Here is a 24,566-nt window from a genome sequence, read left to right as displayed (position 1 = left end):
ATGGATAGTTGCTTAATATTTACCGTAAGCGTATCAGCTATCAATCGACGTTTATTTGCGTTTCTTATTCTCACTGCACTGCCAGCTTTGAGTGACTGCGCCATTTTCAAACGACTCGATCTCTACATCAAACTGCCAGATCCGGTGTATATGTTTCAACAGCTCGTCGGTCTCTTTTCCCAATGGCCGACCTTCATGCTGGTAATGACGGAGCGTCAGCATGCGGTCACCCCGGATATTGACATTATAAACCTGAATGTTTGGTTCCCGATTGCCGAGGTTATACTGAGCGGCCAGTGACTCACGGATGGCTTTATAGCCTGTTTCATCGTGAATGCTGTCCACCTCAAGATAAGTTCGGGACTCATCATCCAGAATCGAAAACAGTCTTAAATCTCGCATCACTTTGGGTGACAGAAACTGCAGGATAAAGCTTTCATCCTTAAAGTTTCTCATGGCAAAGTGAACGGTATCCAGCCAGTCGCTGCCGGCAATATCAGGAAACCACTCCCGGTCTTCATCGGTGGGGTTTTCACAAATACGACGAATATCCATAAACATATTGAAGCCGAGGGTGTATGGATTGATGCCACTGTATTGCGGGCTATCAAAAGGCGGCTGATAGATGACACTGGAATGGGAGTGAAGAAATTCCAGCATAAAACCATCGGACACCTTGCCCTCGTTGTATAGTTCATGAAGAAGATGGTAATGCCAGAAACAGGCCCACCCTTCATTCATCACCTGAGTCTGTTTCTGAGGGTAGTAGTATTGGGCAATTTTTCTGGCTATTCGCAACAGCTCCCGCTGCCAGGTTTCCAATAACGGTGCATTCTTTTCCAGGAAATAGAGCAGGTTTTCTTCCGGATCTTTAGGAAAGCGCTCTTCCTGTTCCTGCTCATCTTTCTCAACCTTTGGAATGGTGGTCCAGATGTCGTTCAGAGTTCTCTGGATATACTCCGCCCTCTCTTCCTGCCGGGCTTGTTCCTGCTCAGCGGATAAGGGCCGGGGCCGTTTATATCGATTAACCCCCTGATTCATTAATGCATGACAGGCGTCGAGTATTTCCTCGACCGCCTCAATGCCATACTTCTCTTCACATTGTGCAATATAATGTTTAGCAAATAACAGGTAGTCGATAATGGACTCGGCATCGGTCCAAGTTTGAAACAGATAGTTCCCTTTAAAGAATGAGTTATGACCATAGCTGGCATGGGCTAATACCAACGCCTGCATGGTCATCGTATTTTCTTCCATTAAATAGGCAATGCAGGGATTTGAGTTGATCACAATTTCATAGGCCAGCCCCATTCTGCCCCGTTGGTAGTTTTGCTGGGTATGAAGAAAGTGTTTACCAAAACTCCAGTGGTTATACATTAATGGCATACCCGTTGAGGCATAGGCATCCATCATCTGTTCAGAGCTGATAATCTCAATTTGATTCGGGTAGGTTTCAAGGCGGAAGCGATCAGCAAGACGGGCCAGTTCCCTGTCGTATTCCTGAATCAGCTCAAACGTCCACTCCGGCTCACTGGAAATCAACTGGCTGCTCATGCATTTTCCTTTTTTTCAAACAGTTTACGGAAAACCGGGTAAATATCACTGGGCGATTTAATCTGCTGCATGGCAAAGTGATCTTTAAACTTCTCCGCTACACTCTGGTACTCACGCCATAAATTCTGGTGGGCACGGTCGGTGATTTCCACATAACAGTAATACTGAACCTTCTGCATAATCTGCTCGGTGAGAATCTTGGTGCAGACACTGGAATCCCCTTCCCAGTTATCACCGTCCGATGCCTGGGCAACATAGATATTCCAGTCCACCGGGCTGTAACGCTTATTGATCACATCACGGGTCATTTCCAGGGCACTGGAAACAATGGTTCCCCCGGTTTCCCTGGAATAGAAAAAGTCATCCTCATCCACTTCTTTAGCGGCTGTGTGATGACGGATAAAGACTACTTCAATCTCTTTATAATTACGCTGCAAAAACAGATAGAGCAGAATAAAGAAGCGCTTGGCCATGTCTTTGATGTCCTGAGTCATGGATCCGGACACATCCATCACACAAAACATCACGGCCTTATTACTGGGCGAAGGCACTTTGACCATGTTGTTGTATTTCAGGTCAAAGTCATCAATAAATGGTAGTCTTTTCAGCTTGGCATTGAGCTCTTTTATCCGTTCTCTTAATTCAACAACTCGTTGCTGGTCCGTTTCATCCGGGCTGACTTCCATTTCCCGGAGCTCTTTTTTCAGTGCCCGTATCTCCCGACGATCACCACCGGATAAGGCAATACGCCGGGCATGGGCTGAACGCAGGGAGCGCACCACATTCAGGCGGTCTGGAGAGCCTGCTGTCGTATACCCGGCCTGTCGAATCTTGAATTCTGTCATATCCTCCAGCTGCTTCCGAACCAGGTTTGGCAGCTCAAGGTTATCAAACATATGCTCCAGGAACTCATCATGATTTATCTGGAAGCTGAATTCATCCATTCCTTCGCCGCTGTTGCCAGCCTTGCCCTTACCGCTTCCGGACCCACTGCCGCCCGATGGCCGCTTGATACGATCACCACTGACAAACTCCTTGTTGCCCGGATGAACCTGCTTATAACGCCCACCCTGACCGTGGCGGAATACCGGCTCAGAAAGATCTTTTCGGGGAATGGTGACTTCGCTGCCAGAAACCACATCAGTAATGGAGCGTTTATTCACAGCATCAGACACTGCTTTCTTGATGTGCTTCTTATATCTCTCAAGAAACCGCTGGCGATTGACGGTACTTTTGTTTTTTCCATTCAACCGTCGATCGATAATAATACTCATGAACACGCTCCTTGTGTGTCCTTTATGACAAACAGGGCGAGAATCCATTCGCCCTGCCTCTCTACCCGGACGGCAGTTACTGCGACTTGCGCACCCGGATATACCATTCAGCCAGTAACCTGACCTGCTTCTCGGTATACCCTCTTTCTACCATGCGCTTAACAAACTCATTGTGCTTGCGCTGATCTTCCTGGCTGCCTTTGGCATTGAATGAAATCACCGGAAGCAGGTCTTCTGTATTGGAGAACATTTTCTTCTCAATCACGGTGCGCATTTTTTCGTAGCTGAGCCAGCTCGGGTTTTGCCCATTGTGATTGGCCCTGGCCCTGAGCACGAAATTAACGACTTCGTTACGGAAATCTTTTGGATTGGCGATACTGGCTGCTTTCTCGATTTTCTCCAGCTCATCATTGATGGCCGAGCGGTCGAGAATATCGCCGGTTTCAGGGTCACGGTACTCCTGATCCTGAATCCAGAAGTCAGCATAGGTGATGTATCGGTCAAAAATGTTCTGCCCGTACTCGGAGTAAGACTCAAGATAGGCGGTCTGAATCTCTTTGCCCAGGGACTCAATGTATTTGGGTGCCAGGAACTCTTTCACATAGCGCAGATAACGCTCATGCACCTCTTTCGGATACTGCTGCTGCTCAATCTGCTGTTCCAGTACGTAGAGCATGTGCACGGGGTTAGCGGCAATTTCCGTAGGGTCAAAGTTGAATACCTTGGAAAGAATCTTGAAAGCAAAACGGGTAGACAAGCCTTCCATACCTTCATCAACACCCGCTGAATCTTTGTACTCCTGTAATGGCTTGGCATTGGGGTCGGTATCTTTCAGGTTTTCGCCATCATAGATCCGCATCTTGGAATACACATTGGAATTTTCCGGCTCCTTGATGCGCGACAGGACCGTAAACTTGGCCAGCATTTTCAAGGTATCCGGTGCACAGGGGGATTCCTTGAGCGAGCTATTAGCCAGCAGCTTTTCATAAATATGAATTTCTTCCGTCACCCGGGTGCAGTAAGGCACCTTGACGATGTTCACCCGGTCAATAAAGGCTTCATTGGTCTTATTATTCCGGAATGACTGCCACTCGGATTCATTGGAGTGGGCAAGAATAATACCGTTATAAGGAATGGCACCCATGCCTTCGGTACTGTTGTAGTTACCTTCCTGGGTCGCGGTCAGCAGCGGGTGGAGTACCTTGATTGGCGCCTTGAACATTTCCACAAACTCCATCATGCCCTGATTGGCACGACAGAGTGCGCCAGAGAAGCTGTAGGCATCCGGGTCATCCTGAGAGTATTCTTCCAACTGTCGTATATCCACCTTGCCCACAAGGCTGGATATATCCTGGTTGTTCTCATCGCCGGGTTCGGTCTTGGCAATACCCACTTGATTCAGAATACTGGGATGCAGCTTCACTACTCTGAACTTGGTGATATCACCGCCAAACTCATTTAACCGCTTAACCGCCCAGGGTGACATGATGCCGCCCAGGTAACGATTGGGAATGCCATATTCTTTTTCCAGAATGTCGGCATCTTCATCAGGATTAAACAGATTCAGAGGGGACTCAAAAACCGGTGAACCTTTGATTGCATAGAATGGGACTTTCTCCATCAATGCCTTCAGCTTTTCTGCCAGAGAAGACTTACCACCACCCACTGGCCCCAAAAGGTAAAGTATCTGTTTCTTCTCTTCCAGCCCTTGGGCAGCGTGCATAAAGTAGGAAACGATCTGCTCAATCGCCTCTTCCATACCATAAAATTCACGGAATGCCGGATAACGCTTAATCAGTTTATTGGAAAATATACGACTGAGCCTTGGGTCCCTTGAGGTATCCACCATCTCCGGCTCACCAATGGCCATAAGCATGCGCTCAGCCGCATTGGCATAAGCAGAAGAATCCTGCCTGCACAGTGCCAGATACTCTTCGATGGTCAGCTCTTCCTGCTGGGTTGATTGAAATCTCTGCTGATATGTATTGAAGATGTCCATGCCTTCACCCGCCTTTGTCTGCTTGAATTCCTGAACAACGACCAGGAACGTTTGACCGATAGCTCATCTGGAAGCTTATTCTTCTCAATTATGCTATCGGCAGAGTCAGAACTTTGACCACATTTTTTTATAACTTTTATTGAGCAGCTATGAATGCCAGAAAAGCAGTTCATACTGATCAACAATGCTATAGAAAAAGGTGGCATATAATGCCCGTCCGACAAACCAGAGAACTCGGTGTCATGACCGGCAAAAGCGGGATACGAGCATTCAGTCGAAAAAATCTGGCCTACATTGATGCGCTTTTCATAACAACTTATAACAACGGACTTCCTTGCAGCATGCTGGCAGAGATATTATTCTTCATCGCTCACAACTTCTGGTGGTCTCGCACTTAGCCTTGGAAAAGCTGCCCGACAAGCATGGCACTATCAAAACAACCCTGCGTTTTTAACCGCAAGCTGATAGCGCATTTTTTCTTGCCCCAGAATTTATAATGTGGATTTTTGACTACTTCTGCAACTGTTGAATCATTGCATGGAGGAAACGTGTTGCTTCACCACCCGTTGCTGCGCGGTGATCAAACGACAGTGACAAAGGCAAGATACGGTGGCTCTCAGGCTTGCCATCAACGCTGACGATTTCTTCCCTTAAACGGCCAACACCGATAATACCAACGGTTGGCGGCACAACAACCGGTGTCGCGTATTTTCCGGCAAAGACACCAAAATTACTTAACGTGATGGTTGCACCCTGAAGCTCTGAGTTTGGCAGACTTCTGTCTTTTACCCCTTCCCTGAGCTTATTGATACTCTCACGCACTTCTGCTTTGTTCATTTTTGCCACATCACGCATCACCGGAACGCATAGTCCCTCGTCACTATCTACCGCCAGTCCAAGATCAACAGCATCATGAAGCTGACGGCTCATGGAAACGCCATCAAACCAGGCATTAAGCGCAGGCTCCACGGCGCTGGCTTTGGCAATTGCCTGAATCAGACGAACAGTGATGTCTTCTTTATCATCCCAATGATCAATATCCACATCATCAAACAGCGTTACCTGTACGACGGAAGCATGAGACTCTGCCATGGTGCGAGCCATGTGCTTGCGGACACCTTTCAATGGCTCTGGATTGTCCAGGGGATAGGCAATGACAGGTTGTGCAGCGGTTCTACGATTTGTGACAGCACCCAGATCCACCTGGAATTGCTCAGCCAGTGATTGAAGTCCACTTTGAACCATGTGAGTTGAAGACGACGGTGGCATCTGACCATCCGCTGGTGAGCCAATAATAAAAGCATCATCGCTATTGGTGCTGGCATCATCACTGACCAGTTTGCCGACTACCGTACCGCTATCTTCCCCATCGGTGACAAACTCCACCAGCGGGGCTCCGGTAAGAATAGTGTCACCGGGTTGACCACAAAGACGGGCAATCACTCCAGTGCAGGGCGCAGGTACTTCCACAACGGCTTTGGCTGTTTCGACTGAGACCATCGGCTGATCTTCCCTGATGCTATCCCCTTCTCCTACATGCCATTCGACAATATCAGCTTCAGGAATACCTTCCCCTAAATCGGGTAAATTGAAAAAGCGCATGAATGTACCTTTTTATTATAAAAATACCGCCTGCTTCTGGTTTTGCAGTCCTACAGTTCTGGCAGTATTTGCCGCTCAGGGCTATTGAAATAATGATTCCGGTATTGGCAATGAATGCTAGTGCCTGGCAAGACTCTTGATCGATGCCCTGACAATATCATCGGCCTGGGGCAGATAATGGTCTTCCATCCTGTAGTAGGGCATTGTCGTATCAAAACCGGTCACCCGTTCAACGGGGGCCTTCAGATCATCAAACGCCCTTTCCATAAGACCGGCAGCAATCTCGGCCCCCACACCAAAACTCCGACAAGCTTCATGAACGATGACACAGCGTCCGGTCTTTCTGACTGACGTCAGAATAGTCTCCATATCAAGAGGCTTGATGGTAGCCACATCAATCACTTCTGCAAAAATGCCATGACCCTCCAGAATGTCGGCTGCCTCCATGGTTTCACGAACCGATGCCCCCCAACTGACCAATGTGACATCCTGCCCGACTTTTAACGTGAAACAGGTGTCCAATGGCAGCGGGTCACTGGCAACATCAATTATCTGCTTACTTGCCCGGTAGATGCGCTTTGGCTCCAGGAAGATAACCGGATCCGGCTCATTAATGGCAGCACGAAGCAATCCATAGGCTCTGACCGGTGACGATGGAATAACCACTCTTAACCCCGGAATATGGGCAAACAGTGCTTCCGTGCTTTCCGAATGATGCTCCGGGGCATGGATACCTCCGCCGAAAGGAGCCCGCAGCACCAGGGGACACGCCAGCCGCCCCCGGGTTCGGTTTCTCATGCGGGCTGCGTGGCAGATTAACTGTTCCATTGCCGGAAAAATAAACCCCATAAACTGTATTTCCGCCACCGGTTTCATCCCCTGGGCAGCCATACCCACACTGATACCGGCAATCAGGGTTTCCGCCAGCGGGGTATCCATCACCCGCTTGAGGCCATATTTATCCCGCAGCCCCTGGGTTGCCCGAAAGACACCACCATTGACCCCAATATCTTCGCCAAGCAACACAACATCCGGATCATTGTCCATAGCATGATCAAGCGCCAGGTTGACGGCCTCAACCATGGTCAGTTTGTTATCCATTGAGATGGCCTCCGGCTGATTTCATGTTTTCCTGACGCATCTGTTCTCTGGCAAGCGCCTCGTTTTTCTGCTGCTCCAGCTGGGCTGGCATATTCGCGTAGTGATAATCAAACAGGTCTTCAATAGCGGGCAGCGGAGTGTTCAGGTAGGTTGCCACGGCCTGCTCAATGATACGGTCAGCCTCATCTTTTAAAGCCTGTTCTTTGTGCTCATCCCACAACCCCCGGTGGTGCAGGAAGTTACGGAGCCGCTTGATGGGTTCTTGTTGCCAGGCCTCCTTGAGCTCTTCACTGGCACGGTAACGGCTGGCGTCATCGGCCGTGGTGTGATCGCAAAGCCGATAGCTGACCGCTTCTATCACGGTAGCGCCCTTACCCTGGCGTGCACGGTCAATAGCGGCGCTGACCACTTCATGAAGGGCAATAACATCATTACCATCCACCTGGTAAGACGGCAGACCAGCGGCCAGCCCTTTCTGGGCCAGCGTCGGTGCACCGGACTGAATTTTTCTGGGAACCGAAATCGCCCATTGGTTGTTGTTAATGATATAAACCACGGGCAGCTGCCAGGCACCGGCCAGATTCAGGGCTTCGCCAAAATCCCCTTTCGACGTAGCGCCATCACCCAGTGCACATAAGGCCACTTGCAACGGGTCACCGGCCTCATGGCGGATTTTAATGGCGGTGGCGATACCGGCCGCGTGGCCAGCCTGTGTTGCAATGGGAACACAATTCGGTAGATCCTGACCCCACGCCGGACTGGCACTCCCGCGCTCATCACCACCCCAGTAGAGCATGACATCACTGAGAGCGATGCCTCGTCGCATCAACCCGGGAAGATCCCGGTAATAAGGAATCAGAACATCTTCTTTTTCCAGCAGGGCAGCACACACCGTACTGATGGCCTCCTGTCCAAGACAGGAAGGGTAAGTGCCCATCTTACCGGTCCGCTGCAATGCCACCGCTTTCTGATCTGCCTGCCGGGCAATCACCATGGATCGGTAGTAATCAATGAGAGTGTCTTGATTACTGACCCAGGCTGGCAGTCGTTTGATGACTTCGCCTTCAGCATCCAGAAACTGTTCCATGGCGAGGGAAGGGTTTGCTGTTAAATCCATTTCTGTTCTCCCTATGCCGTCAACTGTGAAGGGTTATCACCATGCACAATGGCTTCTGCCATCTGGTCAGCAATAACACTGGCGGGTAACCCGGCCTGATTCTGTCGGCTGAAAATCTCTAACAGGGTGTCATGAATGCCACGCAGGCGATGGTGCATATCACTCTGACTGCTTTGCAGGTAAGTCATGGCCACAAAAATCAATCCACCGGAATTAATCAGGTAGTCCGGGGCAAAGAGAATGTCACGGTCGAAGAGGGCAATACCGTCTTCCTCCGTCAGTAGCTGGTTATTGGCTGAGCCGGCAACAGCAGCACACTGTAACCTGCCAATGGTGTCGCTATTGAGGATGCCACCAAGGCCACAGGGGCTGAACAGATCGCAGGGCACCGAATATATGTCATCCGGTGCAACCACTTTGGCACCAAACTCCCGGACACACTGATCAACACGATCCTGATTGATATCGGCAACAATCAATTGTGCCCCATCGTTAAACAGTCGCTGACAAAGGGCATAGCCAACATTACCCAGCCCCTGAACAGCGACCCTTAAACCTTTCAGATTATCTGGCAGGGAGGGATGGGCTTTAAGGCAGGCAAGCACGCCATAATAAACCCCTTCAGCGGTAAAAGGTGCCGGACTGCCACCGGATGAAGTACAGGTCACATGGGCTGACTGAGTAGCAATGGTGTCCATATCCGCCACCGTTGTGCCACTGTCCATAGCCGTTGCATAACGACCGCCAAGCTCATTGAGAAAACGCCCGAACGCTTCGAAAAGTGCTGTTCGGTCATAGTCACCTTCCGGTTCCATAATGACCGCTTTGCCGCCACCGAGATCCAGGCCAGCCAGTGCTGATTTGTAGCTCATACCACGGGCAAGGCGAATGGCATCAGTGATGGCTTCGTCAGAGGAAGAATAAGGAATGATTCGACATCCACCGAGGGCTGGCCCTCTGCGGGTACTGTGAATAGCGATGACGGATTTGAGGCCGGATTCTTCATCAAATTTGCAATGAAGATCGTTGATTCGTGCCTCGGCAATCTGTCTGAACATGACGGGATCCCTCCGTATGTTGCAGAGCAGCAGGCTCTGGTTTAGTGCCCTGTCTATCGGCATCCCGGGGTTAGGGCAAGCTGGCAGACGTGGCTGTTTATTGTTGTTTTGTATGCTAGAACTTTCATCACAGTCAGCGGTTAACGTTCTATCAACAACCAGGCTTTCTGATAACGCCTTATTCGATTACAGAGGAAGTTAAGTCCTGTTGTCAACAGTCAATAAGTTTTAGAAAACGTCATGCTCTGCCGCCATTGGCCGCTATTTAAATCAACTATTTGACTGAAAATCTCACCAACCATAAAGCACGTTTCCTGAAAATCTGTTTTGGCAAAATCAGGCAAAAGATGCATTTTGAAAACAAAAGGTGATACCTTAGTTCTTCCTTCCCTCTAGCCCATGGAGGCCAAAATGTCGCAAATACAACAAGAAAAGCGTCGATTTCCGAGAAAAACACTGGAAAAAACCGCAGAAGTACTGGATAACGACACCGGTCTGTCTATCGGCATTCTTGAAGATGTCTCAAAAGGAGGATTCAGCATCCTGACCGATCGGGGTGTCAGGCCATCAGAAACCCGGAATGTCACACTGATCCTGCCAGGGCCTCAGGAAGGTGCTTATCGAGTGTCCATGAGTGCCGAGTGCGTCTGGTGTCAAACCGTCAGTGAACAGGCTGATTTCGCCGCAGGTTTTGTTTTACGCAGTATCGAAGACCAGGACGAAGTCGCATTGAACTACTACATAAGGGATTATCAGGTAGCAGGTGAGCTTCAGGAAGGTTAAATACCTTTCTGAAGCCGATCAGAACAGGAGTAAACACTCACAAACAACCTTTAACAAGCCAGGTAACGGTTAATCTGCGATTGGCAGGCTGAGCGTTTCCTTGAGTTCTTCCATCACGATATAGCTCTTGGACTCCCTGACCCCTGGCAACTTCAGAAGAATATCCCCTAACAACTCGCGGTAAGAGGCCATCTCTGAAATCCTGGCTTTGACCAGATAGTCGAAGTGACCAGAGACCAGATGGCACTCCAGCACGTTTGGCAGCTTGATGACCGCTTTGCGGAAGTCATCAAAGATATCAGCGGATTTGGCATAGAGGCTGATTTCCACAAACACAAGAAGCCCTGCCTGAAGATACTTCGGGTTCAGGCGTGCAGAATAGCCCTGGATAATGCCTTCCCTTTCCAGGCGCTTGACCCGTTCCATACACGGCGTCGTACTCAGCCCGACCTTATCCGCCAGCTCTACATACGATATGCGCCCTTGCTCTTGCAGGGTACGGAGAATATTACGATCGATACGATCCAACTGGCGAACAACTTCTTTTCGGCTTCTCATGATTTCAGTCGTTTATTGACAATGCGTGTTCAGGCACCAGGAAAAGTGGAACACAATAGCATTTGGGATTAGTGAGCTTTGTATTCATCTTTTTTAGGACAGATCCTGATTAAGACAACCGTTATTCTAATATCTAATGGGTAAATCACCTCCCCTCCAGCAGAGGGAGGTTAGGGTACCAATGATGAATCTGCAAGTGAGGATTACTAATATCCTCCATCAGGGTTTATCGCAAAATCATTTTCAATCCCTGCATTTTTATGGACAATGCGCGGGCTTTTCACTTCCTTGAGGGTTTGAAGGCTCTTTTCATAAGCAAAGAAACGATAATCGCCACAAGCGAACCTGAGTTTCTAACGATAAACTTATGCCAACAGAGCCTATTAAAGCACACTCACCGGGTTCTACCCTGTTCTTTATACTCCGGGCTGGAGAAAATTTTAGATGAGTACAGCATCTGCCTCCCCGAAACATTCCCCAACGCCGTCGACGCTTTCGACAGCTGCGACAAAAAGTCGCTCAGGCAATGAGATCCTGGTCAAAATCAACCAGGTCACCAAAAAGTTCGATGACGTTATCGCTGTTGATAATGTCAGTCTGAATATTAAAAAGGGTGAGATTTTCGCACTGCTGGGTGGCTCCGGATCTGGAAAATCCACATTACTTCGGATGCTGGCGGGCTTTGAAACACCGTCTGAGGGCAAAATTTACCTGGATGGCCAGAATATTACTCACCTGCCACCGTATCTGCGCCCCATCAATATGATGTTTCAGTCCTATGCCCTGTTCCCCCACATGACCGTGGAGCAAAATGTGGCATTTGGATTAAAGCAGGACCGCCTGCCCAAAGACATCATTGCCCAGCGTGTTGAGGAGATGCTGACACTGGTGCATATGCAAAAGTATGCCCGCCGTAAACCCCATCAGCTTTCCGGCGGCCAGCGCCAGCGTGTGGCCCTGGCGAGAAGCCTGGCAAAGCGACCAAAATTGCTGTTGCTGGATGAGCCCATGGGTGCGCTGGATAAGAAGCTGCGCAGCCGCATGCAGCTTGAGGTTGTGGATATCATCGAAGAGGTGGGGGTTACCTGCATTATGGTGACCCATGATCAGGAAGAGGCGATGACCATGGCCGAGCGTATCGGCATTATGGATGCTGGCTGGATTGTTCAGGTGGGTACCCCTATCGATATCTACGAAAACCCCAACAGCCGCATGACCGCCGAATTCATTGGCTCCGTCAATATGTTTGAAGGAGAAATCACCGAAGAAGAAGCGGGTTACGTCATCATCCAATCGCACCAGGTGCAACAGCCGATCTACATTGGCCACGGTATCATGGCACCACTGGAAGACCGCAAAGTCTGGATTGCCGTGCGGCCTGAAAAAACCATGGTGACCCGGGAGCAGCCGGAAGGGAACTACAACTGGAGTAAGGGTGTGGTGCACGACATTGCCTATCTGGGTGGACATTCGGTTTATCATATCCGGCTTCCGTCGGGCATGATGGTACAGTCCAACATGGCGAATGTGATCCGGACCGCCGACAACCCGACCTGGGGTGATGAAGTCTATATCAGCTGGGATGATGACAGTGGTGTCGTCCTGAATAGCTGATCAATCACCGCTAACCTTATTCAATATTTTTCGTGTTTAAGAACAGTCTGAAGGCTTTCCCCTGGCTAAAAGCCGAAGGCTTTCTATTTCGTAAACTATTCAGGCTTACCGCCGTACATGTAAGCCACTGGTAACGGATATTTTGTGGAATCTGTCATGTCCAACCTGTTAACAAAAGGTGCCTCCGCGTGGGGTCCAGAGAGGCTAAACGCCTTAAGGGAGCTGTGGGGACGTCGCCTCGTTCTTGGCGTCCCCTATCTCTGGCTACTGCTGTTCTTTCTTGTCCCCTTCCTGATTGTGGTCAAGATCAGCTTTTCATCGGCAGAAATTGCCATTCCGCCCTATTCGGCCATCTTTGAGTACTTTGATGAAGTACTGACACTGAATTTAAATCTGGGCAACTACCTGTTCCTGGCCGAGGACGAGATGTACCTGCAGGCCTATCTGACCTCGATCCGGCTGGCCCTGGTCGCTACCTTTTTCTGCCTTCTGCTGGGCTATCCCATGGCCTACGCCATGGCTCAGGCACCGGGAAGAAAACAAAGTTTCCTGCTCATGCTGGTGCTACTGCCATCATGGACTTCATTCCTGATCCGCATATACGCCTGGATGGGAATACTGAAAAATAACGGGTTATTGAACAACCTGCTGATGTGGTGTGGCCTGATTGACCAGCCCCTGCAGATCCTGAACACCAACATCGCCGTTTATATAGGCATCGTTTATGCCTATCTGCCCTTTATGGTGCTCCCTATCTATGCCAACCTGACCCAGCTGGACAAATCACTGCTGGAGGCGGCCAACGATCTGGGCTGTCGTCCATGGGAAACCTTTTTCAGGGTTACACTGCCACTGTCCATGGGTGGCATTATCGCAGGCTGTATGCTGGTCTTTATCCCTGCCGTGGGTGAATACGTGATTCCTGAGCTGCTGGGTGGGCCTGAGAGCCTGATGATCGGTAAAGTGCTCTGGCAGGAGTTTTTCAACAACCGTGACTGGCCGCTGGCCAGTGCCCTGGCCATGATCATGCTGTTGATCCTGTGTCTGCCCATCGCCTTCTTCAATCGCCAGCAGGCGAAGCAATTGGAGGCCAGCCTGTAATGACGCTTTCTACAGAAACAGGAACTGAACGCACAAGCAGCCTGGGAAGAATCAAAACACCGGGCTTTTCCAGCATCATGCTGATACTTGGGCTGATCTTCCTCTATCTGCCCATGTTGATCCTTGTGTTTTACTCCTTTAACGCTTCACGACTGGTGACTGTCTGGGCCGGCTTCTCAACCAAATGGTACGTGGAGCTGTTTCAGGATGAACAACTGATGGGCGCGGTATGGATCAGCCTGAGAATTGCTTTCTATAACGCGTCCATGGCGGTCATTCTGGGCACGGTGTCGGCCTTTGCCCTTGACCGCTTTGGCAAATTCCGTGGCAGAACCCCCTTCAACAGCATGTTGACGGCTCCCCTGGTGATGCCCGATGTGATTACCGGACTGTCGCTGCTGCTGCTGTTTGTCACCATGGCCGACCTGATCGGCTGGCCCATGGAACGAGGCATGCTGACCATCTGGATCGCCCACGTCACCTTCTCCACCGCTTATGTGGCTGTTGTCGTTAGCGCCAGGTTGCGGGAGGTGGATCGCTCGATTGAAGAGGCGGCGATGGATCTCGGTGCAACACCACTGCGGACGTTCTTTCTGGTCACGATTCCGACCATTGCCCCATCGTTAGCCGCTGGCTGGTTACTGGCGTTCACCCTGTCTCTGGATGATCTGGTGATTGCCAGCTTTGTCTCCGGCCCGGGCTCGACCACTCTGCCAATGGTGGTATTTTCTTCGGTGCGCCTGGGGATCTCACCAAAAATTAACGCCATGGCGACGCTGATTATTCTGGTGGTCTCTCTGGCAGCCCTGTTTGGCTGGTGGTTTATGCGCCGCTCAGAAAGGGAAAGAAGGGCCAGCCTGGAAAGGTTTGGCACCAGTTAGCATGATAATCAGAAGCCGGATCTACTCCGGCTTTTTAATTTTTTCCTCAACTTTTACCAGACCCGGATGCTCCGGGATTGTCACGACATGCATTTCTACTTGACGTCCTCACTCCAAAAGCCTGAGACCTCAGTCTGGATCAAGCTCGTGCGATAAGGAACGCCTGTTCCCTGAATGGCTTCTGTCCGAACCCGTTGTCGTTTGTGCAATAGCATCACCCGGCATCAACGATGCCTCGTCTTTTTTACCGACAAAATAGAGTTTTGGCAGCACCCTTCGCCTGGCCATTGATGATACCTGAGGATCTGAATAAACCTGCTTCAGAACAGCTTTGAGTTCACTATCTGTAGCCCCTCCAAGCTCATACAGTGGGAACACCAGCCTTTCTCCCGGAGCAGCGTTGATGATTAACGTTATCAGCTGCTGCGAAAACCCACTTATATCCGTTATTTTTGGAAAGAGCACCGAATGAATTTTCTGGCAGCCTTTAAAGCCTGCAGTCTTTTTATAAAGCCATGCCTGACATTGATAGTATCCCTTGCTATTAAAGGTAGCCTGACCGCCATCCATGATCATATGCTCGATATACCCACCTCTGGCCCCCCCGTAGAGCGCCACCTCAGTATTCAGCACATTACCAGGTCTCTGCACGGCATTTACCAGTGAGAATGAACTACGATCGCCATACTTTTGCTGAGCAAAGCCAAGTACCCCATCTGGACGACTAAACAGTCTGGCAAAGTCTTCTGGTATGGGCGAATCGGCTGGCGTTGAAACCCGGGATTGAGGCCTTGACCTGGAGGGAACTGCTGGTTCAGATCTGGCAGTTCCCGATTGAGCTGCCTGGAAATAAGAGGCGGTTTTCTTAGGGATTGCACCATGTCCTACAGCAAGCATAGTGCCTGAAACACCTGCCGGGTGGGTACCGACAGGTGTTATCCCCGAGGGTAAATGTACCGGATCAGCCGCGTTCAGGCTCTTGAAAACTCGAATAAACTCGTCGTGTACTTCCTTATCCTTATTATTTCTATTATCCCAACCCACGAGTATTAACTTGGGTACTGTTGGTAATTTCTGTATACGAGGATCCTGATAAGCCGCATGGAGCGCCCGGGCCATATCCTTACCACTACCACCAAAAATAGCACAGCCTATAAAACAACTGACAATGGTATTGCTGCCATTGTTACTGGCTCCAAGGAGCAGTGAAACAAAAGCATTGGTGAAATCGTGCTGATATTTTTTTACCCCTGCACCAGAACTGTTAACACTAAAATCATAATCTTTCTTATTTGGGGCAACCACGTTATGAATATGCTGGCAATGGCGCAAACCACGGGTGGAATCAGTGGCATATCCATAGGGCCCGGTGGTATAACACTCGCCAGTTCCAACCTTATGAATACTGGTATCGTGGTTAAATTGAGCGCCAAGATCATGTGCAAATTGTCCTGCGATACCGCCAGTATGTTTCATTTCACTATTTGCAGCATTGACCAGATCGAATGGTTTTCCTTGTCTCGAGAGTTCTCTGGCACAACCAAACATGCCCTTATCAGGGTGCATTGCTATCACCAGCTGTTTAGGAATCAGCTCTGTCGATGCACTGTCAGCACGGCTTGTGCTTGCTGTCGTGTTAATTGCCGTGGCCACAGCCCCGGAGCTGCCCATTGCAGCGGGCGTTGTTACACTCGGTGAACCTGTTGCAGAATTGCGTTGAGCCAGCACATCCCAGCGACTGGCAAAGTCTTGGCAAGCGGCCCGGTCACTGGCTTCAGAAGACCTGCCCACCAGAATCAGTCGTGGTGCTTGCCTGCCTGTTGATTCAAATTTTTTTTTGGCTTTCGAAATCGCTTCTGCCAAATCTTTTCCTGTGCCACCCGCAAGACCACAGCTGAGCAGAGGGCAGTAAATCCGACGTAGTTGATTGGTTTCAGCCGCTTTAAATAACTCAAAAAACGTTTTTTCAAGCTTTTCTGCAAACTTCCCATCATTCGCTAAAGGAACCAACACATTGTGAACTGTCCGGCAATTTTTGAATTCAGGTGGTTTGTGGCCACGAGTACAGTCATAAGTAAAACATTCACCGTGTCTGATAAGATTCCCGGGCTGCTGAGACACCTGAACATAGTTACTATTGTTGCCACCAAAACTTTCTTTGATAACCTTTGCAATACCTCTATGAAATTGCATGTTCGCGTCCACAGAGTTAACTATCCCATAGGAGACAATGTCATCTTTACGCTTTACCCATGTCAATAATCCCTCATTACAAGTAACCAGTGTTACCTTGCCAGGCAATGTTTGTTCAGTCTCATTAACCAGATTGAAATAATGTTGTGACACATCCTTTGGTTGGACAACACTTTTGCCAACTATATGCCTAAGGGATGGATACTTTTCCAGTTGTTTAAGCAGGCAATCATTATCAATTTTACGAACCGCTCGCCCAAAGACCGGCTGTTTCAATTCTTCATTAATACCACATTCCTCCATATTAAGAGGACCGTGTCTCAATACCCGATCACAGAATGTTCCAATGGCACCTTCCATTTCAGCCTCCTTAAATTATCGTGAAATTGATATCTATTTGTGCAATCAAATAAAGGCAAATGTAGCCCCAATAATCGAATTAGACTGAAAATCGGCAATATAGTTCCAAAATTAGCAAGCGTTTTCTCTCACGCGACTCCTTTAGCTTTCTGCAACATTGACATGCTGGCCAGAAACAGGGAGAACAAGACGTGGGTTCACCACAAACCGGGCAGGCACGCACTAAGACCATATCCTCCACCACAAGCGGAGTCGAAGGGTGGTGTCTTCACACCTCAGCTCCGTTTCTGAAAATGGCCTGTGTATCAACTGCTGCGAGAGCCATTTTGATCCATCAGCGTCAGCGGTAAAGGTTCCTGAACAGACTCAACAGACCTTGCACCGATAGCCTTTTTACAGGCATATACACAACACACTCCTGCGGCATAGACCATTAAACCGGTCAGGGCACCGTAGATGACATTAACCTGTGTATCAACCTCATTCGCCTCCAGCCCCCGGGAATGGGAATAGAGAAAACCACCGCCTACACCACCACCAACCAGCAGAACATATCCACCCAATAACCCGACAGTAGAATTCAGACAACAACGCCGTCCAAATGCCGACACTCTCGCAGCCAGGCTAGCTGGATCTTCAGGTGAGCCAGACGCAAATTCGTTGACCCCGTTGGGTTGAGCAGCCTGTGGATATACGATACCTCCGGAAACACCGTTCACTGACCGGTCACCTCGTGATTTCACCAGTAAGTTCCCGTGACAGGCGTAGCCAGTCTTGAGAATTGGTCATCTGACTTTTTGCAAAAAGCAGTGCGTGGACAGCCTTGAGATCGAAAAGTTCCGAATTGGTTCACTATTTAGTCAAACCATTAATAAATGTGTCCCAATCAAAATCATCTTTATTAATTAATGCTCGATTAAAATGTGCCTTTCTCATTCTGCCCGGGTGAATCCTATTATTTTCAATCATATTGGCTAATGAATCCACTTTGTCAGCTTTATCTTCAGTTTTTATTACTTGCTTAACCTGTAATGCAATGTTTAAAAAAGACAAAGCAAATGTTGTGGCATATTTCTCACCTTTTAAACTCATTCTGTTATTAATATCTATCGCTAAAGAACAAATATGTGCTGTAAACAAGACATCCGCTGGATCTAACTGCTCATTTTTGACTGCCAAAACCTCAGCTTCTGTCATCACTTCAGCAATTTTACCGGGCTGTAGCGGATTGCATGTAGAATCTAACTGCTCATTTTTGACTGCCAAAACCTCTGTTTCTGTCATCATTTCAGCAATTTTACCGGGCTGCAGCGGATTGCATGTAGAATCTAACTGCTCATTGTTGACTGACAAAACCTCAATTTCTGTCATCACTTCAGCAACGCTATCAGGCTGCAGAGGATCATCTGTAGAATTTCCCGGTCGTTTTTGCTCAGTTACCGATGAATCACCCCTGGCGAGCATGCATAGTTGTTGAAATAATTTAACAAAATCGTATGGTTGATGGTCATTAATGCCAAAAATATCATTTATGATAAGTCTTGCCGGACCCGGAGATAGGGCAATAGATGGTATGATTACATTAAGAGACTGATCAGTTTTAATTTTTTCATTAATATCAAAAGGGTATTTTTCTGCTTTTTGTTTTAAATCCTTAAGCCTTTCAAGCATTCTTACTTTTGGGTTATTTTTAAAAGCCATTTTTACTAAAAGATCATCCGATCTAAGAGAAACGTAATTATCCACATTGATTGAGCTGAAGGCGAGAAAGTCCTTCAAATTAAGATATTGGGTAATTTCAAATTTTAATTCCTGGGATAATGGTAAAAAATTGTTTTCTGCAGGCTCTGAAGTCACCTTTCGTAACGGGGTGAATATATTGGCTGTTGGATTTTTTACAAATTCACTTGATCTTTGATAATCAGAAATATTGGCAAAACTATTAACAATGGCATTTTCAGAATTCATCATTATGCCCACAATTCTGCAATTCCATATTTAGATCATCAGATTGGGAAAAAGTTCCGCTTCGGATTGATCAATAAAAATCCTGAGTCAAACCCCCACTTCATCACCGGTTTTATTTTTTGCTGGATACCATGAGCTCACGCAAAGGTAAATCGTGGACAGCCTAAAGATCGGAAAGTTCCAGTTTTTTATTTTTCTTTAGTCGCAGAGAATCAATAAACTTGTCCCAATCGAACTCATTTTTATTTCTTAATATTAATTTAAAATAATAAACTTCACTTAGCTTCCAGCTTATAAGTTCATTGTTTTCAATCATATTGGCTAAGGTATGTAGCTTCTTATCTTTTTCTTCAATACTTAGAAGTTGGTTTACTTGTGATGCAATCTCTATAAAATATAACGCAAGAAGTGAAGCACCTTCAGTATTTTTACCGTATTTTAAACTCATTCTGTTATTAATATCTATTGTTAACGAACAAATATGTGCTCTAAAAAAGACATCCGTTGAATCATCATTGGCAAGCGTACATAGACATTGAAATAATTTAACAAAATTAGCTGATTGATATTTATAGTATACAGGATCTTTCTTTAAGAGAAGTCGTGCAGGCCCGGGAGATATGGCCACAGGCGGTATTATTGCGTCATGATTTTCATTCAATTCAATTGGCCCATTAATTTCGAAGGGATATTGTCGTGCTTTTTGTTTCAAATCATTGAGTCTTTCAAATAATACTACCGGCGGTTCATTTTCAAGAACTCTTCTTACCAAAAGGTCGTCCGATCTAAGCGAAAAATAATTATCAACATTGATTGAGCTAAAGGTGATAAAGTCCTTCAAATTAAGATATCTGGCAATTTCAAATTTTAAGTCGTGATTCAATGGTAAATAATTATTTCTTGCAGGCTCTGAACTTACCTTTCGTAACGGACTGAATATATTGGCTGTTGGATTTTTTACAAATTCACTTGACCTTTGATAATCGGAAAAACTGACAAACCGATCAATAATAGCATTTGCAGCGTTCATGATTATGCCTTTACTTTTTTCCCTTCCTTCAGAGCATAGGTTTGGGAAAAAGTTCCTCTTCAGAAATTTGCAAATAGCATTGGTATCAGATCTCCATTTGATCAAAATCCAGTTGCTCTGGGATGAGAATGCCGTGATATAGCACAGGAACACGGTTCAAATTGCAAAGCAGCTGATAAGGAATAGTACCTGCACCCTTTGCCACCTCATTAATGGGCAAGTCATCTCCCCACAGGATGGCACGGTCCCCTATCTGCACACCGGGCAAATCGGTTAAGTCCACCGTCAGCATGTCCATGGATACTCTGCCCACCAGCGGTACACGACAGCCATTAATATACACCGGTGTGCCATTGGCGGCATGGCGGGGGTAACCATCTGCATAGCCGATAGCCACCACACCGATCCGGGTGGTTCTCCGGGCAATCCACTGACTGCCATAACCCACGGAACTCCCGGCGGGAATGGTTTTGATGCTGATGATGGCTGAACTCAGTTCCATCACCGGTTTTATTGTTTGCTGGATATCATGAATTTGCGCAAATGGAGAAACCCCATACAGCAACAGACCAGGACGATTCCATTCGCTCTGCACTTCTTTCAGGGCAACCAGCCCGGCAGAGTTACAAAAACTGCGCTCACCAGGCAGGCCATGGGTATAAGTATTGAACGTTGTCAGCTGCTGTTGTGCATGGTCACTGTCCGGCTCGTCGGCACAGGCGAAATGACTCATCAACACAATGTCTTTGACAAAAGGGAGATCATTGAGTTGCTCCCAGACTTTGCGGTACTCATCAGGAGCAAAACCAACCCGCCCCATACCGGAATCCATTTTCAGCCACAGCCTTACCGGATGTTTGGGACGGTGGGCGACTAATGCATCAATCTGATACTGATGATGGATCACCGTATCCAAACGATACTGGTCAATCATTTCCAGTTCTGAAGGTTCAAAGAAACCTTCCAGCAGCAGTATGGGTTGTTTGATGCCAGCAGCACGAAGTTCCAGGGCTTCCTCAATAAAGGCAACGGCAAACCCACTGGCAATATCCGCCAGCGCGGTTGCACAGGCTGTTGCACCATGGCCATAGGCGTCCGCCTTGACCACCGCCATCACCTGACCATTACCAGTGCCCCTGGCAGACAGTTGTTGGATAATACGATAATTATGACGCAGTGCATCAAGGTTTATCTTTGCTGTTGCTGGTCGGCCCATGCCTTTTGAGACTCCCCCGGAAATGCCAGTAAAGGGCAGCATCCTATCAATTAATAACTAACAGCTCTTTATGTGTTTATCGAAATCATTATATTGAATAAATAATACCCTTTGATCGTATTTATCCATAGCTTTGATTGCTTTTTAATCTTTAATAGACCGTAAGAGTCCACTAAATAGAGTCAGTTTCTCAGTGAAAATGCAGACGTCAATGGAAATAGAGATTAAGGAGCAACCTGTCGCTGCAGGTGCTCCTTCAATGAGGCGGGAATAAGACTATTCTGCTTTTTTTCCGGGATCAGCCATAGTCCGAAACCGGGCATCCATGGCAGCGAGAATACTTCTGGCTAAACGACCAATACCCGGTTTCTGACCATCAGCATAAGGAATTGGACGACAGAGTGCCATGGCCCTGAGCCCTATGCGGGCGGAATAGATACCGACACCAACCCCGCTGGCGGCCTGGGAGCTGACCACGCCAAGCAACCGGTTGGAAGTAAAGTCTGAGAGCTGATCAGACAGCAGTTCTGTCGCACCAGCCAGCACCATTTGTTCCAGAACCATGGTTAACAGGTGGCTACGGGCAGGCAATGAAGGCCTGACACCGTATACCTGACAGATCTCATCAAGCATCCGGATACTGCGCCAGACCGACAGCAGCATATCAACGGCGGCAAATGGGCTGAGAGCCACCATCAAAGCAACTTGCTGGCTATGTTGTGAAATACAGGCAAGTGCCCGCTGGTCCAGTGTCTGGAAAAAATGGCTATCCAGGTAAGCCAGCAGCTCGCGGTCATCGCTGTAATCCGGCATCTCAGACCACACTTGTTCCAGCAGCAACTGCTGGGGCTTACCCTGATAGAGCTTACTCAACTGCCCGGTCCATTGGCTGGTTAATACGGTCGTTCTCTGGTCTCGAAACTGTGCAGCCTGCGCCTGTAGTTCGGTAATCTGTCGGAAGTCCCGTTGATACAGGAAAAACTCCACCACGGCTTTAACGACAGTGACCGCCAGGGCCAGAAAAAGCAAGGCAAACGCTAAGGCCAAAGACCAATGCAGTTGATAGAGAAAAAGGCCCAGTTCCACCGTTTGCCAAAGCACCAATATCAACAGCAGGGTCAGCAGCCCGTAACATGCTGACCGGATAAAGCGCAGTGGTTTGGCAGCCAGTTCAGGTCCCTGTAACACCGGATCCCGGAAACCATCACTGATGGACTCCGGAGTCTCCAGGGGTTGCTCGGGTTCCAGAGGAATAAAGTACGGATCGTGATGTCGGGTCATGAAAACCGGTCTCCCAGCAGATCATTAAGAATGCTATCCAGACGGATATGGGGTAATCGGCCACCTGCGACCAGCTGCAGCCCACCGGGCGGCATCAACCGGCGCAATTGCCACTGGCCCAGAGCCTGCCAGTCATCCAGTGCCGGAATCTGTTCCGGAATATCCGGGTGCAGTAGCACTCCCGGCCCCTGCTCCGTCATCCCCTGCAGAGCCTGGTGCCCCTGGTAATCGACATATGTCGTTGAGCGAACGGCGGCAACCGCTTCACAGCGGACATCCGTCGCATTAAACGCCGCTCTGCGCCTGGCCTCCTGAACCAGGTTTGCCGTCAACCCTCTCACGGCTTCATGCTGCTCAGGCAGCACCTGATCAATTTTACTGGCGGCAAAAACGACCCGGTCAATGCGTGGCTGAATTAATCGTCTGAGCAGGCTGTTGCGCCCATAATCGAAACTTTGCAGTACCTGAGTCAACGAGAAGCGAAGATCATCAAACGCTTCCTGGCCACGGTTCAACGACTTGAGCACATCCACCAGCACCAGCTGTCGATCCACCTTCTGAAAAGTATTTTGATAGAAGGGTTTGACCCGGGTTTCCAGGTAACGCTGATAATGTCTTTCACACACTTTGAATAAGGAGCCCTCCACTGCTTTCTCCAACTGATCTTCTGAACAGCCAGTGATGGCAAGCAGGGGGATAAACGGCAGTTTACTCTCATCATCTGAAGGTGCGGCATGCAGCCAGCGCCCGGGTTGAATCATGGTCAAGCCCGCCTGCTGACAAGCCTTGAGAAAGGTCAGTTGTTCCTGCCACAATACTTGCAGTTCCAGCTCGGAAATGGTCTCCAGAGGATTAATGGACTTCAGCTTTTCGATAAAACTCCGGCCAATAGACCGGCGCATGGCACTGTCAAAAAGGGCGTGACATTGCCCACACCAGGCACGGTAATCCATGGCCAGTAGCGGCAGATCCAGCAGCCACTCCCCCGGATAGTCACGAATCTCCAGATAAAGACGACTGATCCCCGTTTTTCCCCGGCGCAATAACCCGGGTGGCTGACGGAACTTGATCTCCAGAAGGCAGCCAGACTCATCCCTTGTCGCTTCCGGCCACCGCTCTCTTGATAAAGCGTCAATACCCCGCTGATAAGGAAACAGTGTGACACCATTCAGAGCGGACAGCTCTACCCCCAATAAACGATCTTGCAGAACCGGGGGGAAGGCAGCCAGAAGGGCATCAGGATAGTGCTGTAACTGATGAATAAGACTGGTGATCAGGGTGGTTTTGCCACTGCCACTGAAGCCGGTCACTCCCAGTGTCATTCGCCGGTTAAGCAGCCGGTCGACGCTATTTTCCAGGGAACTGGCTGCTGACCTGGCAAGATCCATCGCTTTATCCTGCCCAATCAGCAAAGACTGCTTGACCTTGGTCTTTATTGGTTTCATTGAACCATTCTCGATTTTAAGAGTCTAAATGCCATGGAGTGATCATTTCGAGCGCATCTATCATGCCCTGGCGAAACAAAACACCCGGAACATTGAGGCCCAGTTAAATAATCTCAGTGATGTTCAGATTAAAAGCCTGTTCATTGTTACCCGCCCCACCCAATCAGGGGGAAAATCTGGATATCCGGATTCACTTCTGGCCTGAAAAAATAAATCCTGCGACCGGTGGAAATTTGTTGCATATCCTGTTTGAAGCTGACTTTTTTTACTGTTCAGATATAGATCCGAACGAACTCCTTAAGTAGTTGGCCAAATGGAATCGTATATTTCTGGCTAAGTGGGCAGTTACTATGCAAGGCGCAACGTAGGGAGCATAGCCGTAGCTATGTGACCGGAGTTGCAACGCCGCAGAGTGACTGCCCACTTAGTCA

Annotated in this window: 20 protein-coding genes; 5 read left to right on the top strand and 15 right to left on the bottom strand. The window is 48.5% G+C overall.

Annotation, left to right across the window (positions count from 1 at the left end; genetic code table 11):
* Positions 1–51 precede the first annotated feature (51 nt).
* From CX664_RS19045 to CX664_RS19015, 7 genes are all read right to left on the bottom strand, one after another.
* Entirely contained in the window at positions 52–1,554 is a 1,503-nt protein-coding gene (locus tag CX664_RS19045) for a SpoVR family protein (protein WP_101748264.1), read from the bottom strand.
* Entirely contained in the window at positions 1,551–2,828 is a 1,278-nt protein-coding gene (locus CX664_RS19040; RefSeq protein WP_101748263.1) for a YeaH/YhbH family protein, read from the bottom strand. The genes CX664_RS19045 and CX664_RS19040 overlap by 4 nt, the downstream gene beginning before the upstream one ends.
* A gap of 76 nt (positions 2,829–2,904) precedes the next feature.
* Positions 2,905–4,827 carry a PrkA family serine protein kinase gene (locus tag CX664_RS19035; RefSeq protein WP_101748262.1) on the bottom strand — a complete coding sequence of 641 codons (1,923 nt, stop codon included), beginning with the start codon at positions 4,825–4,827 and terminating at the stop codon, positions 2,905–2,907.
* A 510-nt stretch (positions 4,828–5,337) separates the two neighbouring features.
* On the bottom strand, positions 5,338–6,429 hold the full coding sequence (locus CX664_RS19030; RefSeq protein WP_101748261.1) for a dihydrolipoamide acetyltransferase family protein: 1,092 nt from the start codon (positions 6,427–6,429) through the stop codon (positions 5,338–5,340).
* Positions 6,430–6,546: 117 nt separating this feature from the next.
* Positions 6,547–7,530, bottom strand: a complete 984-nt coding sequence (locus CX664_RS19025) for an alpha-ketoacid dehydrogenase subunit beta (protein ID WP_101748260.1) — start codon at positions 7,528–7,530, stop codon at positions 6,547–6,549.
* Entirely contained in the window at positions 7,523–8,647 is a 1,125-nt protein-coding gene (gene pdhA, locus CX664_RS19020) for a pyruvate dehydrogenase (acetyl-transferring) E1 component subunit alpha (protein ID WP_101748259.1), read from the bottom strand. Before pdhA ends, CX664_RS19025 begins: the two co-directional genes overlap by 8 nt.
* 11 nt (positions 8,648–8,658) lie before the next feature.
* Positions 8,659–9,705, bottom strand: coding sequence for a Leu/Phe/Val dehydrogenase (locus CX664_RS19015; RefSeq protein ID WP_101748258.1), 1,047 nt, complete (start codon positions 9,703–9,705; stop codon positions 8,659–8,661).
* Between the two features lie 411 nt (positions 9,706–10,116).
* Between CX664_RS19015 and CX664_RS19010 the strand changes: the two genes are divergently transcribed.
* Complete coding sequence (locus tag CX664_RS19010; RefSeq protein ID WP_163371993.1) at positions 10,117–10,488, top strand: PilZ domain-containing protein; 372 nt, start codon at positions 10,117–10,119, stop codon at positions 10,486–10,488.
* Positions 10,489–10,557: 69 nt separating this feature from the next.
* Here CX664_RS19010 and lrp read toward each other — a convergent pair whose 3' ends face one another.
* Entirely contained in the window at positions 10,558–11,046 is a 489-nt protein-coding gene (gene lrp, locus CX664_RS19005) for a leucine-responsive transcriptional regulator Lrp (protein ID WP_101748256.1), read from the bottom strand.
* A 444-nt stretch (positions 11,047–11,490) separates the two neighbouring features.
* On the opposite strand from lrp, the gene potA reads away from it, so the two are divergent.
* From potA to CX664_RS18990, 3 genes are all read left to right on the top strand, one after another.
* Positions 11,491–12,660 carry a polyamine ABC transporter ATP-binding protein gene (gene potA / locus CX664_RS19000; protein ID WP_101748255.1) on the top strand — a complete coding sequence of 390 codons (1,170 nt, stop codon included), beginning with the start codon at positions 11,491–11,493 and terminating at the stop codon, positions 12,658–12,660.
* A gap of 156 nt (positions 12,661–12,816) precedes the next feature.
* The gene (locus CX664_RS18995) at positions 12,817–13,761 is read left to right on the top strand and encodes an ABC transporter permease subunit (RefSeq protein ID WP_101748254.1); all 945 of its coding nucleotides are present in this window, start codon (positions 12,817–12,819) and stop codon (positions 13,759–13,761) included.
* A gap of 77 nt (positions 13,762–13,838) precedes the next feature.
* A complete protein-coding gene (locus CX664_RS18990) occupies positions 13,839–14,642 on the top strand; it encodes an ABC transporter permease subunit (protein ID WP_180966557.1) in 804 nt (267 codons plus the stop codon).
* Between the two features lie 129 nt (positions 14,643–14,771).
* Here CX664_RS18990 and CX664_RS18985 read toward each other — a convergent pair whose 3' ends face one another.
* From CX664_RS18985 to CX664_RS18955, 7 genes are all read right to left on the bottom strand, one after another.
* The gene (locus CX664_RS18985) at positions 14,772–17,195 is read right to left on the bottom strand and encodes a macro domain-containing protein (protein WP_101748253.1); all 2,424 of its coding nucleotides are present in this window, start codon (positions 17,193–17,195) and stop codon (positions 14,772–14,774) included.
* Positions 17,196–17,500: 305 nt separating this feature from the next.
* Positions 17,501–17,938 carry a hypothetical protein gene (locus CX664_RS18980; protein WP_101748252.1) on the bottom strand — a complete coding sequence of 146 codons (438 nt, stop codon included), beginning with the start codon at positions 17,936–17,938 and terminating at the stop codon, positions 17,501–17,503.
* 109 nt (positions 17,939–18,047) lie between these two features.
* On the bottom strand, positions 18,048–19,166 hold the full coding sequence (locus tag CX664_RS18975) for a hypothetical protein (RefSeq protein WP_101748251.1): 1,119 nt from the start codon (positions 19,164–19,166) through the stop codon (positions 18,048–18,050).
* A gap of 160 nt (positions 19,167–19,326) precedes the next feature.
* A complete protein-coding gene (locus tag CX664_RS18970; RefSeq protein ID WP_101748250.1) occupies positions 19,327–20,193 on the bottom strand; it encodes a hypothetical protein in 867 nt (288 codons plus the stop codon).
* Positions 20,194–20,278: 85 nt separating this feature from the next.
* Positions 20,279–21,409: an alanine racemase gene (alr, locus tag CX664_RS18965; RefSeq protein WP_101748249.1), complete on the bottom strand. Its 1,131-nt coding sequence runs from the start codon at positions 21,407–21,409 to the stop codon at positions 20,279–20,281.
* A 276-nt stretch (positions 21,410–21,685) separates the two neighbouring features.
* Positions 21,686–22,690 carry a YcjF family protein gene (locus CX664_RS18960; protein ID WP_101748248.1) on the bottom strand — a complete coding sequence of 335 codons (1,005 nt, stop codon included), beginning with the start codon at positions 22,688–22,690 and terminating at the stop codon, positions 21,686–21,688.
* Complete coding sequence (locus tag CX664_RS18955) at positions 22,687–24,135, bottom strand: YcjX family protein (RefSeq protein WP_101748247.1); 1,449 nt, start codon at positions 24,133–24,135, stop codon at positions 22,687–22,689. Before CX664_RS18955 ends, CX664_RS18960 begins: the two co-directional genes overlap by 4 nt.
* Before the next feature lie 28 nt (positions 24,136–24,163).
* Between CX664_RS18955 and CX664_RS26580 the strand changes: the two genes are divergently transcribed.
* The gene (locus tag CX664_RS26580) at positions 24,164–24,340 is read left to right on the top strand and encodes a hypothetical protein (protein ID WP_163372011.1); all 177 of its coding nucleotides are present in this window, start codon (positions 24,164–24,166) and stop codon (positions 24,338–24,340) included.
* Positions 24,341–24,566 lie beyond the last annotated feature (226 nt).

It is taken from the genome of Endozoicomonas acroporae (genome assembly GCF_002864045.1).
GTDB lineage: Bacteria > Pseudomonadota > Gammaproteobacteria > Pseudomonadales > Endozoicomonadaceae > Endozoicomonas > Endozoicomonas acroporae.
This window is presented reverse-complemented; position numbering and strand designations above follow the sequence as displayed.